Raw genomic sequence first — 13,033 nt, 5'->3', positions numbered from 1 at the left:
TTCTCTCTGGAAGGCGTGGCGGAAACGTCAGTCGCGCAGGGCGGTGCCGGTCAGCTCGAGGAAGACGTCGTTCAATGTCGGCGGACGGGACGTCAGGTGACCGAACGGAACGTTCAGGTCGGTCAGGACGGTAAGGACGACGACGGTGTTGCTCTCGCCGCGACCGCACTGGACGTCGAGCTGCGTGCCGTCGAACGTGACGGCCGCGACTTCCGGAAGGTCGCGAAGCCTGCCGATTACCCGGTCGCGCAGGCCGTCGTCGATGGCGAGCGCCGGCGTCTCGACGACAATCCGCTCGCCGGCGTCGACCATCCGCTTCAATTCGTCGTCGGTACCGAGCGCGATCTTGCGGCCGTGGTCGATGATCTCGATGCGGTCGCAGATCTGCTCGACCTCCTCCATGTAGTGGCTCGTGTACACGATGGTCGCGCCATCGCGGTTGAGCTGCTGGATGCCCTCGAGGATGGCGTTGCGCGACTGCGGGTCGACGGCGACGGTCGGCTCGTCGAAGAAGATGAGGTCCGGCCGGTGCACGATGCCGCAGGCGATGTTGAGTCGTCGTTTCAGGCCGCCGGACAGCTGCTTCGGCCGGTTCTTGCGGTAATCGCCCAGCCCGACGAACTCAATGGCGTCCTCGACGAGCAACTTCCGGCGCTTCTTGTCGGCGATATGCAGCGAGCAGAAGTACATGATGTTCTCGGTGACGTTGAGTTCCTCGAATACGGCGACGTCCTGCGGAACGACGCCGATGCGGCGCTTCAGGCCGTAGTTCGACGGCGTCAGCTGCTCGCCGAAGACAGTGATGGTGCCGGCATCATAGGTGAGCAGGCCGAGAATGCAGTTGATCGCCGTCGTCTTGCCGGAGCCGTTCGGGCCGAGCAGGCCGAAAACCTCGCCCTCGCGGATGTCGAGCTCGAGGTGGTCGAGGGCCATGCGTTCGCCGTAACGCTTGACGAGGCCGGCGACATGGACAGCAGTGGTGGTTGTAGTGGTCATGGTCACCATTGAACCAAGGCGACAGGGGACGAAATGGTGACGTTTGTCATGGTGACTTCGCACTTTCCAAGGGGGCATTTGGAAAGTGCGAACAATTCTTGCCGGTACAGGAGACGACAGGCAGAACAGGGTCCGGAATATCAGGGTTCCCTCATGCGTGGCCGGAAGGACTTCTTCGCACTTTCCAAATGCTCCTCCAGAAAGTGCGAAGTCAACTCCTCAATACAATTTCACTGACCGCCCCGGCCACGTCTTCGGGCAGCCAGGTTCCCCGCATGTTCTCGTCCACGCCGGCGCCGGCCTCGAGCGTGGCGAACGCGGCGATCGCGCGCGGCCCCTGCTCCCTGACCATCTGGAAGACCTGTTCCTTCGTCATGTTCGGCATCTGGGCGTGCAGCAGCAGGTCCTCGACATCGGCGACGACCGGGTTGTCGGCGAAGCGCAGCGTGCCCGGCGCGAACCGGATGGAGAACGCCGACGCCGACGGCACGGCGTCGGCCAGCTCGACGGTCAGGCTCATCGTCGGCTCGTCGTAACGCACCGAGAACGGGACAGCACCGGACGGCGTGCTGTCGCTGGAGGGCGCACTGTCGGAAGCGGACGGCGTACTGACAACGGCGTCTGACTGGCCGTCGACGAGGACGGTCACCTCTTCGGCAACGACCGGCGCGACGCCCCGGAACGTCACGGACCAGCGGCGTCCGGCGGGCACGGCGGCGATGGCCGCGGGATCGGCACTGCGGACGGCGTCGACGGCGAACTCGGCGACCTCGCCGTCGTTCCAGTGGAACGTCATCGCGGTGTCGGCGGACGGCGAGCCGTATTCGCCGTCATCCTCGCGCAGCACGAAGCGGCCGTCGGCGCCGGGGAACACGACGACGGACAGGCGTTCGGGATTCGCGATCGCGTTGACGTCGGGGCCGGATTCGGCGACCGGCTGCATCGGCACGATCGCGCCGGCCTTCGCGAACACCGGAATGCGGTCGAGTCCGCGCCAGACGGCCATCGACCGGCCATCGGACGCGCCGGCGAAGAACGACGGAGCGCCGTCGGATCCGCCGGCCGGCGCACTCGAGCCGGAGGCATCGTACCGGCGACCGTCGAAGAAGTCGAACCACTGGCCGGCCGGCAGCCAGACGTCGGCGCGGCCACGCAGCGACGCCGCGCCGTTCGGCCTCGTGACCGGCGCGACGACGAGCTCGGTGCCGAACCAGTACTCGTCCGGCACGTCGTAGGCGGCGCGCACGTCCGGTGCCGACCAGTACATCGGCTCGACGAGCGGCATCGACTGTTCGGCGGCGCGGTAGTTCATCGAGTAGAGGTACGGGATCAGCGCGTGGCGCAGCCGCAGCGCGCCGGTCATCGCCTGCCGGGCGGCCGGGCCGAAGTTCCACGGTTCCTTGCCGCTGAATGGCGAGCAGCTCGAGTGGAGGCGGTTGATCGGGCTGAACGCGCCGAGCTGGTACCAGCGCGCCTCGAGTTCGTCGTCGCGTTCGCCGAGCATGTGGCCGCCGATGTCGTGGCTCCACCAGCCGTAGCCGATGTTGCTCGCCGTCGCCGTGAACTCGGGCTGGAACGCCAGCGATTTCCAGCTCATGATCGAGTCGCCGGAGAAGCCGATCGAGTAGCGTTGCGAGCCGGGGCCGGCGTAGCGGGAGAACGTCAGCGGCCAGCGGCGGCGCGTCGTCGTCTCGCCGGTCTCCGGGTCGGTGACGGTCTCGTGGCGACCGGAGTCGAGATAGTGCAGGTGGTTGAGCATCCACAACGGGTCGAGGCCGGGCTGCCGGCTCGTGCCTCCCTGCTGCCAGTCGAGCCACCAGAAGTCGACGCCATCGTCCTCGAGTGCATGGTGGACGGCGAGGCTCGCGTCCATGAACGCCGGGTCGGCGACGTCGAACGCCAGCGGCTCCCCCGCCATGATCGACATGTCGTCGCGCCCCATCCTGCGGGCGGCCTCGTCGTAGTGGTCTTCGAACGCGCGGATGCCGTCGCGCGGATGGTCGTTGACGGTCGTCTTCAGTCCGCGCGCGTGCAGTCCGTCGAGCAGCCTCCCCGGTTCCGGCAGCAGCTCGCGATTCCACGAGTAGCCGGTCCAGCTGGAGCCGTACTTGCGGTCGACGTTGGTGACATGCCAGTCCATGTCGAGCACGGCCGTCGTGAACGGGATACCCTCGGCCTTGAACCGGTCCATCAGCGCGAGGTATTCGTCCTGGCGGTACGGATAGTAGCGGCTCCACCAGTTGCCGAGCGCGAAACGCGGCAGCAGCGGCGTGCCGCCCGTCAGCCGCTGGAAGTCGGCGACGGCGTCGGCATAGCGGTGCCCGTAGCCGAAGAAATAGAAGTCCCGTTCGCGACTGGCCCGCGGCGCCGTCCACTGGCCGAACGGGTTGCGGTGCGCATTGGAGGACGATTCGTCCGTCGATTGCGTCGCCGCGGGCGAATCGTCCAGCGGGGACGATTCGCCCGTCGGAACGAGCACGTTGGAGGACGAATCGTCAAGGATGGCCCAGCCTTCGTGCGAGATGACGCCGTCTTCGAGCTCGCAGCGGCCGTCGACCTCGTCGAGCGTGCGCGCGGTGCCCTTGAGGTTGCCGCCGGGGCCATGCCCTTCGGAGCTGTCGCCGTAGGTCCACGTGTTGGCCCAGAAGTCGAGGCCGTTGATCGTGACCGACAGGCCTTCCCTCGAGAATGGCTTGCCGTCGTAGACGATTGTCAGCTGGCCGGTGTCGATGACGACGTTGCCGTGCTCGTCACGGCGCACCGTATAGTCGGGCGTCTCGCCGAAGTCGCGCACGAGCGCCGTCTGCGTCGGCAGGTCCTCGAATTCGCCGGAATCCGACCATTCGAAGCGGACGAGCGAGTCGGTGATCAGCCCGATTCGCCAATGGTCGCCTTGCACGACGGCATCGTCGCGCATGGCCGGGCTGGTCGCCAACACGAAGTCGGCGGGATCGGAATACCGGGAAAAAGCGTCGTTACTCATGCGGACCACTGTAGCCGGACACCATCCTGCCAGCGCCGCCCCGGCACGTCGCCGTTCCCGCCGTGGCCTCCGGCTCGCTCCCCGATCAGTTCCGCCGTGATGTCGCAAACCCGGGCTGGTAGCCCGGGTTTGCGACATCCACAGAGAGCGGGTACCGTCGGGAACAATTCGGGATCTGGCCGGGAACCCGTTCAGTGGTACTTGCGCACCAGGCGCCAGATGTCGGCGAGGCTCTTGCCGTCGCTGACGCGCTTCCAGGCGTCGAGCTTGGCGGAGGCGCCGGGACAGACGGCCTTGGCGGCGGCGGTCGGCGACGAGACGACCGAGCCGTCGGGCAGGCGCAAGCCGTCCTCGGTGACGGTGATTTCCCAGCGTTCGTGCTTGCGTGGCCGTTCCCAGGCGAGAGTCTCGCCGACGGCCAGCAGGCCGGAGCTGACGGCCTGGGCTACGGTGACGCGCCGCGAGTTGATCCTGGCGCGGTGCGACGAACCGTGGCCGCCGCCGGCGGCGGCCGCCTGGTTGGCCATTGACGTCGACGGGCTGGTCACGAGTGCCTGCTCGTCGTAGCGGATCTGCCAGACGGCGGCGATGAGCTTGATCGTCTCCTCCTGCCGCGCCTGCAGCGCTTCGGGCGTCAGCGCCGACAGTTCGGACAGCTGCGCCGTCAGCGGGAAGCGCCGCGAGCTCGCGCTCTTGAGGATCCGGTCGCGTCGCTCGTCGAAGTCGTCGAGGTTCGCCATCGACTTGCCGCTCGCCTGCGTCAGCGCGTAGTTGCCAATCCGGTCCACCCAGTAGTCGCACAGGTCGGCCGGCCAGTCGGCGAACGTCGACTTCGGGCCAACCTGTTCCGGCAGCAGCCGCACGGCGTTGAGGCTGCGGGGACGGACGATGCCCTCCCCCGCGCGCTGCTCGTTGGCGCGGATGAGCAGCAGCCGCTTCATGTCGTCGCTTAGCGCGAGCTCGCCGCGCAGGTGCATCATTGCCGTGCGCTGTTCCTCGGCGGAGACGACGAAGCCGCCGATGCGCTGCAGCGACAGTCCCTTCCTGAGGTCGCGGATGGCGCCGCAGGCGCGCGTGCGTCGCTTGAGCGCGCCCTCGCCGTTGAGCACGTCGATGCCGGCGACGCGGTCGAGCGCGGCCAGCATTCCGGTCAGCCGTGAAACGTCGTGGAACATCGGCGGCACGGCCGGCGCGCTGCGCTCCGTCGCCGCGTGGTCGGGCTTGCGGGATGTCGCGCGGTCGGCGCGGGCGGACGGATCGTCGCCGGCGAGCGCCGCCGCGGCGTCCGGATCGTCGATGTTCGAGACCGAGTGGACGATTCCCCACATCGCGACGGGACGCCAGTCGTCGTTCGGATAGTCGTTGAGGCCGGTCAGCAGCCGCTTGACGTCGTCGGCGAACATGCTTTCGCCGGGATGGTCGAGGATGCGCCAGGCGCAGGCGTACGGCCGCAGCACGTCGTCGATGAAGTCGATCGCGTCGCCGCGGTGGAAGTAGGGAGCGAGCACGTCGGCGGAGAAGTCGGCGAGCAGCTGCTCGCACATCGGCCGGCCGGTCAGGATGAGATGGAGGTCGGCGAAGAACCGCTCGATTCGTCCGGCGTCGTCGCCGAACGGTTCCATGATGTCGTCCCAGCAGCGGGCGTAGGCGTCGCGGGCGCCGGGCGAGATCGACGAGACGACCTTGGCCTTGAACACGTCGGAGGCGGTGAGCGGCACGCCACGCATGTTCATGACGTCGAAGATGCGGTAGGCGCCGGACAGGTCGCCGGTCTCGACGATGACGAGCATGACGTCGTTGACGAGGTAGGTGGCGAAGCGGTGGCGGTCCTCGGCGCTCATGCGGCCGAGCTCGTCGAAGGCGTAGCGCGCGTTGTCGAGCATGTTGCGCTGCGCCTGCGTCTCGCAGTCGGATTCGCGCAGGTCGAACAGCATCTCGAGGTTGCCCTGCTGGACGTATTCGCGGAAGAAGACGGCGTCCTTGTCGCGCAGTTTCAGGCGCGGTTCGGGCTCGATGCCGCGCAGCTTGTCGCCGGCCTCGATGACGAGGCCGTCGAGGCTCGCCGTCAGCTGGTCGTCGTCCTCGAGATATTCGAGCACGGCGAACAGGATCGTCAGCGAGACGAGCCGCTGCTGGCCGTCGATGACCTGGCAGACCTGCGGGCGGCCGGCGACGGCGTCGCGGCGGCCGGCGACGGGCGAATCGTCCTCGCGCACGAGGATCAGCGAGCCGAGGAAGTAGGGGCCGGTGGACGATCCGCACGCGTCGATGATGTCCCCGACCAGTTGCGCCATCTGCTCGCGGCGCCACTGGTAGGCCCGCTGGAACGTCGGAATGACGAACCGGTAGTCCGACGTGAACACCCGGGACAGGGCCTTTTCCGACGCGCTGATCGCCATGACGAACTCCCTTTGATGAACGACCGTTTTCCAATGACCAACAGTACAGCAAAAAGCTCCCTGGAAGGGAGCTGTCGGCGAAGCCGACTGAGGGTCGACCGCACGACCGCCGAAGGCGGAGTGCGCGCCGGAACGCAAGGTCACCTTCCAGCGCGCACTCGTCGCTTCGCGACATCGTGCGGTCGACCCTCAGTCTCGCTGCGCTCGACAGCTCCCTTCCAGGGAGCCGGGATCGTGCTCTACTTCATCAGGTTGCGCAGGACGTACTGGAGGATGCCGCCGTTGCGGTAGTAGTCCGCCTCGCCGGGAGTGTCGATGCGGACGACGGCCTCGAATTCGGTCTTCGTGCCGTCGGCGTGCGTCGCCTCGACGTGCACGGTTTCGGGCGTGACGCCGCTGTTGAGTCCGGCGATGCCGGTGATCGAGTACGTCTCGGTGCCATCGAGGCCGAGCGATTCGGCCGATTCGCCTTCCGGGAACTGCAGCGGCAGCACGCCCATGCCGATCAGGTTGGAGCGGTGGATGCGCTCGAAGCTCTCGGTGATGACGGCCCTGACGCCGAGCATCGCGGTGCCCTTGGCGGCCCAGTCGCGCGACGAGCCGGTGCCGTATTCCTTGCCGGCGATGATGACGAGCGGGACGTCGTCGGCGATGTAGTCGCGGGACGCCTCGAAGATCGTCGTCGGCTTCATCGACTCGAAGTCGTAGGTGTAGCCGCCGGGCGTCACCTCGCAGCCTGCGGAGGCGAGCAGCATGTTGCGCAGGCGGATGTTGCCGAACGTGCCGCGGACCATGACCTCGTGATTGCCGCGGCGGGAACCGTAGGAGTTGAAGTCCTTCGGCGCCACGCCGTGTTCGACGAGGTATTCGCCGGCCGGGCTCGATGCCTTGAACGCGCCCGCCGGGGAGATGTGGTCGGTCGTCACCGAGTCGCCAAGGAAGGCGAGGACGCGGGCGTCGCGGATGTCGGTCACCGGGGCCGGCGTCGCCGTCATGCCGTCGAAGAACGTCTGCCGGCGCACGTACGTCGAGTCGGGGTTCCACGCGAACAGTTCGCCTTCGGGCACGTCGAGGCCCTTCCAGCGGGCGTCGCCGTCGAACACCGACATGTAGTCGGCGACGAACATGTCGCGGTCGAGGTTCGCGGCGACGGTCGCCTCGACGTCGGCGTTCGTCGGCCAGATGTCGCGCAGGAACACCGGCTTGCCCTCGCCGTCGGTGCCGAGCGGCTCCGTCTCGAAGTCGAAGTCCATCGTGCCGGCGAGCGCGTAGGCGATGACGAGCGGCGGCGACGCGAGATAATTCATCTTGACGTCCGGCGAGATGCGTCCCTCGAAGTTGCGGTTGCCGGACAGCACGGCCGTGACGGTCAGGTCGTTGTCGTTGATGGCCTGCGAGATCTCCGGCAGCAGCGGGCCGGAATTGCCGATGCAGGTGGCGCAGCCGAAGCCGACGAGCTGGAAGCCCAGGGCGTCGAGGTCGTCCTGCAGGCCGGCCTTGGCCAGGTAGTCGGCGACGACCTGCGAGCCCGGCGCCAGCGACGTCTTGACCCACGGCTTCGGCTTGAGGCCCTTGGCAACCGCGTTGCGGGCGATCAGGCCGGCGGCGACCATGACCGACGGATTCGACGTGTTCGTGCACGAGGTGATCGAGGCGATGGCGACGTCGCCGTTGTTCAGATCGAAGTCGCCGCGGAAACCGGTGGACACGGCGATCGGTTCGCGCGCGGTCTTCTCGGTGACGTAGCCGGGCAGCGTCTCCTCGAACGTCTTCTTCGAGGCGGCGAGCTCGATGCGGTCCTGCGGCCGCTTCGGTCCGGCGATCGACGGGACGACGGTCGACAGGTCGAGCTTGAGATACTCGGAGTATTGCGGCTCGACGTAGTCCGGATCGTTCACGTCGTGCCACAGCCTGTTCGCCTTCGCATAGGCCTCGACGAGCGCAACCTGCTCGTCGGAACGGCCGGTCAGGCGCAGGTAGTCGAGCGTCACGTCGTCGATCGGGAAGATGCCGCAGGTCGAGCCGAACTCCGGGCTCATGTTGCCGATCGTCGCGCGGTTGGCCAGCGGAATGTTGGCGATGCCCTCGCCGTAGAACTCGACGAACTTGCCGACGACGCCGTGCCGGCGCAGCATGTCGGTGATCGTCAGCACGACGTCGGTCGCCGTGACGCCCTCGGGAATCGAGCCGACGAGCTTGAAGCCGACGACGCGCGGCACCAGCATCGAGATCGGCTGGCCGAGCATCGCGGCCTCGGCCTCGATGCCGCCGACGCCCCAGCCGAGCACGCCGAGGCCGTTGACCGTCGTCGTGTGCGAATCGGTGCCGACGCACGAATCGAGATAGGCCAGCGTCTTCGCGGACGAATCGCTGGAATCATTGCGCGATTCTTCCTTCTTCGTCATGACGACGGACGCGAGGTATTCGATGTTGACCTGATGAATGATGCCGGTTCCCGGCGGCACGACGCGGAAGTTCTCGAACGCCTGCTGGCCCCAGCGCAGGAACTGGTAGCGCTCGCCGTTGCGCTGGTATTCGATGTCCATGTTGGCCTCGACGGCGTCGGCGACGCCGTACTTGTCGATCTGCACCGAGTGGTCGATGATCATGTCCGACTGGACCTGCGGGTTGATGACCTCCGGGTCGCCGCCGAGCGCCTTGACGGCGTCGCGCATCGTGGCCAGGTCGACGATGCATGGCACGCCGGTGAAGTCCTGCATGACCACGCGGGACGGCGTGAACTGAATTTCGCGGCTCGGATCGGCGGCCGGATCCCAGTCGAGCAGCGCCTTGACGTGCTCGTCGGTGATGTTCGCGCCGTCCTCGTTGCGCACGAGGTTCTCGACGAGCACCTTGAGCGAATACGGCAGGTGGTCGATGCCGGGCAGGTCGGCAATGCGGTAGTAGTCGTAAGCGGCGTCTCCGACACGGAGCACGTCGAGCTGGTCGTCGCGCAGGGCCATTGAGGTTCCTCCAAACTGGGCGGGCAAACGGCGCACGCCAATCCATTCGGGTGCGATGCCCACACTCTGCTCACACTACAGTTCGGGGGGTGACGCGCTTGTTACGGGTTCTGTCATGCGAGACGGCAGACGAGCCTTCCGTCTCGCAACCGGTTCATGACTTGGCGATGTGCTTCGTGCCGTCGTCGTCCTTGATCCACGGAAACGGATCGTTGCGCGGCAGGATGCGGGGCATCAGCCACAGGAACAGGAAGAACAGCGCGGCCGAGCCGACAAGGGCGAGGCCGGTGGCGGCGAGCAGCTTGCCGCCGGGAATGAACAGCTGGAAGAAATGCGAGACGAACGGGATGAACGGGCCGGCGATGCCGATCGCGGCGAACGCGGCGACGAGCAGGCCGCGCCACGAGTTGAGCGGCCGGGCGACGCGGCCGAGCACGAAGACGCCCATGACGAACAGGATCATCGCGCAGCACGAGCGCAGCTGCGTCAGGTCGGCGGCCGACTGGTCGATGTTCCAGTGCATCGCCATCGGGATGGTCCACGCCGTCAGCAGCACCGACAGCGCCGTCGCGATGCCGCACGGCAATGCGAACGCGAAGACGCGCTTGAGGAAGCCGGGACGGTAGCGGCGCGTGTTCGGCGCGAGCGCGAGGATGAACGCCGGAATGCCGATCGTCAGCGCGCCGATATAGCTGATGTGGCGCGGCAGGTACGGGTAGGAAATGCCGGTGAGCACCACGCCGAACGAGATCAGCGCCGAATAGACGGTCTTCGTCAGGAACAGCGACGCGACGCGTTCCATGTTCGCCATGACCTGGCGGCCGCGGGCGACGACGTCGGGCAGGTGCGAGAACCTCGAGTCGACGAGGACGACCTCGGCGACGGCCTTCGTGGCCGGCGCGGCGTTGCCCATCGCGATGCCGAGGTCGGCTTCCTTGATCGCGAGCGTGTCGTTGACGCCGTCGCCGGTCATCGCGACGGTGTGGCCACGGGCGTGCAGCGCCTCGACGATCGCCTTCTTCTGGTCGGGCAGCACGCGGCCGAGCACGTCGATGTCGTCGATGACCTTCGCGAGCTCGCCGATGTCCTTCGGCAGGTCGCGGGCGTCCATCGCGCGCGGCTCCCGGTCGCCGGTCAGCTTGACCTTCGCGGCGATCGCGCCGACGGTGACCGGATTGTCGCCGGAAATGACGCGGCAGCGCACGCCCTGCGACCGGAACCAGGCAAGCGTCTTCTCGGCGTCGTCGCGGATGTGTTCGGAGCACAGCACGATTGCCATCGGGATGGCCTTCGCCGACAGTCGCGGATGGTCGGCGAAGTCGGCGGGAATCGTGCCGCCGTTCATGGCGGAGTACGGCTCGTAGGCGACGAGCAGCACGCGGCTGCCGTGGCCGGCGTAGTCGTTGACGCGTTCGAGCAGCGCCCTGTGATCGCCGGCGATCGTCGACAGCAGCACCTCGGGCGCGCCCATCGTCCAGATGCCGGCTGCCGTCGGGAATTCTTGTGGCAGGTAGGCGACGGCGCTCCACTTGCGGGCGCTCGAGAACGGCACGCGCACGTGGACGTGGCCGGCCGCGAATCCGCGGGATTTCAGGCCGTCGAGGACGGCCTGGCCGGTGCCGTTCGGCTGGCCTTCGTTGGCGAGGTCGTACAGCGCCTGCTTGATCTCGCGTTCGCCGGGCAGCGTCGCCGCGGCAACGGCCGTTGCGGATGCCGCGCCGGTCGCGGAAGAATCGTGCGAGCCACTGCCGTCGGTCGGCAGCTTCTCGAAGACGACGGCCGGGTCGGCGGAGACGAGGCGGACGTTGTCGGCGAGCAGGTCGGCCGGCGTCTCGGCGTCGGCGAGCGCCGGCACGCCGGAATCGGCAGCGGCGCCGTGCGGCAGCAGGTGCAGCGAGTCGAACTGGATTGTGCCGTCGGTGATCGTGCCGGTCTTGTCGAGGTTGAGCGCGTCGACGCGGGCGAGCGTCTCGACCGAGTCGAGATCCTGGACGAGCGTGTTCTTGCGGGCCAGGCGGATGGCGGCGAGCGCGAAGTTCAGCGACGTCAGCAGCACGAGGCCTTCCGGAATCATGCCGACGACGCCGGCGACCGACGAGACGACGGCTTCGCGCCACGCGCCCGTCGCGATGGCCTCGCTCCAGCCGCCGACGGTGCCCATCTGCGAGCAGATGAGCAGGATGCACAGCGGCACGACGAGGAACGTCATGAACTTGAGGATGGCGTTGATGCCCCTGTTGAGGTCGGAAATGTTCTTCTTGTAGACCTTCGCCTGCGCCGTCAGCTCGGCGGCGTACGAATGCGCGCCGACGGCCGTCACCTTCGCGAGCGCGAGGCCGGAGACGACGGTCGAGCCGCTGTAGACGCCGTCGCCGGGCCGCTTGCGGATGGTCCTCGACTCGCCGGTGATCATCGATTCGTCGAGCTCGACGCCCCAGCTGTCGACGATCGTCGCGTCGGACGGCACCTGGTCGCCGGCCTTGAGCCACAGCAGGTCGCCGAGGACGATGTCGTTGTGGTCGACGTCGATGTTGTGACCGCCGCGGCGCACCGTGTATGTCGACTCGACGAGGATGGAGAGCCTGTCGAGCGTGTGCTTGGCGCGCAGCTCGGTGGCGATGCCGATGCCGGTGTTGACGAGGATGACGAAGCCGAAGACGGCGTCCTTCCACGAGCCGGTGAGCAGCACGAAGACCATCGCCGTGAAGATGATGCCATTGAACAGCGTGAAGATGTTCTCGCGGAGGATGTGGGCCAGCGACCGCGACGGCTTGTCCTTGACGGCGTTCGTCTGGCCGGCGGCGATCAGGTCGGCGACGGCGGCGTCGGACAGCCCCGCCTCGGCGACGTCGGGCAGCGTCGCCCGCGGTGAAGTCGGCGTCGTCGGCGCAGCTGCTGGAGAAGTCATGCTCCCCACCCTAGTGGACAATGATGGATTTCAGCTCCGTGTCGGCGAAATTGGGCACGATTCGTCCGGTAAATCATCCCCGGGAATGAGGTGCGCCCCGGCGCGGCCCGGTCCATGTTGTCCGGCTCCCCGCCGCGAGTGGCAGTCAGTCCGCCGAGGCGTACCCGTTGAGCTTCGTGTTCTTGTCCGGGTCGGTCGTCACGGTCAGGTCACGCTCGTGGGGGTAGTCGCGCACGACGTCGTCGATCGCCGTGGAGATCGGCATTGCGCCGGACGAATCGCCAACGGTCAGCACGGCGGCGTAGAGGTCGGGGTCGGATGGCGTGTCGGTCGGGGCGACGAGGACGACGGCGATGCCGGCGTTGCGCAGGTCGGTCAGCGACGTCGTCCACATGTCGCGGTTGGCGTCGGTCAGTGTCAGGTTGCACAGCATGACGGCGTGGACGTGACGGTGAATGTAGTCGGCGATGGCCTGCCGGGCGACGGTGTCGGGATCGGCGACGTCCTGCAGCGACGTGTAGACGGCGGCCATGCCGTAGTCGGTCAGGGCAGTCGCGATCGCCGAGTCGGTCTGCCGTTCGGTTTCGCTGTCCTGTGCGGTGCCAATGATGCCGACGGTGATGCGGGCGCCCTGGACACTGTCGTGCGCCGGGCTCGCCGTCGTCGACTGCGTGTCGCCGACGGCCGCGCCGTTCGGCGCGCAGCCGGCGAGCGCCGGCGCGAGCAGCGCGGCGAGCGCGAGCAGCGTGGCGGCGATTCGGCGGCGATTCGGGCACATCATCGG

Annotated in this window: 6 protein-coding genes; all 6 read right to left on the bottom strand. The window is 67.5% G+C overall.

The features are described 5' to 3' along the window. Positions 1-27: 27 nt before the first annotated feature. Positions 28-996, bottom strand: a complete 969-nt coding sequence (locus tag F6S87_RS05790) for an ABC transporter ATP-binding protein (RefSeq protein ID WP_231129402.1) — start codon at positions 994-996, stop codon at positions 28-30. Between the two features lie 211 nt (positions 997-1,207). After that, positions 1,208-3,979, bottom strand: a complete 2,772-nt coding sequence (locus F6S87_RS05785) for a glycoside hydrolase family 31 protein (protein ID WP_231129401.1) — start codon at positions 3,977-3,979, stop codon at positions 1,208-1,210. Positions 3,980-4,170: 191 nt separating this feature from the next. Then, entirely contained in the window at positions 4,171-6,378 is a 2,208-nt protein-coding gene (locus tag F6S87_RS05780) for a GmrSD restriction endonuclease domain-containing protein (RefSeq protein WP_163227709.1), read from the bottom strand. Between the two features lie 239 nt (positions 6,379-6,617). Beyond that, positions 6,618-9,341: an aconitate hydratase AcnA gene (gene acnA, locus F6S87_RS05775; protein WP_163227708.1), complete on the bottom strand. Its 2,724-nt coding sequence runs from the start codon at positions 9,339-9,341 to the stop codon at positions 6,618-6,620. 154 nt (positions 9,342-9,495) lie between these two features. Further along, positions 9,496-12,249 carry an HAD-IC family P-type ATPase gene (locus F6S87_RS05770; RefSeq protein ID WP_163227707.1) on the bottom strand — a complete coding sequence of 918 codons (2,754 nt, stop codon included), beginning with the start codon at positions 12,247-12,249 and terminating at the stop codon, positions 9,496-9,498. A 145-nt stretch (positions 12,250-12,394) separates the two neighbouring features. After that, positions 12,395-13,030: a hypothetical protein gene (locus F6S87_RS05765; RefSeq protein ID WP_163227706.1), complete on the bottom strand. Its 636-nt coding sequence runs from the start codon at positions 13,028-13,030 to the stop codon at positions 12,395-12,397. Positions 13,031-13,033: the final 3 nt, after the last annotated feature.

The sequence above is a fragment of the Bifidobacterium choloepi genome, assembly GCF_010667615.1.
GTDB lineage: Bacteria > Actinomycetota > Actinomycetes > Actinomycetales > Bifidobacteriaceae > Bifidobacterium > Bifidobacterium choloepi.
This window is presented reverse-complemented; position numbering and strand designations above follow the sequence as displayed.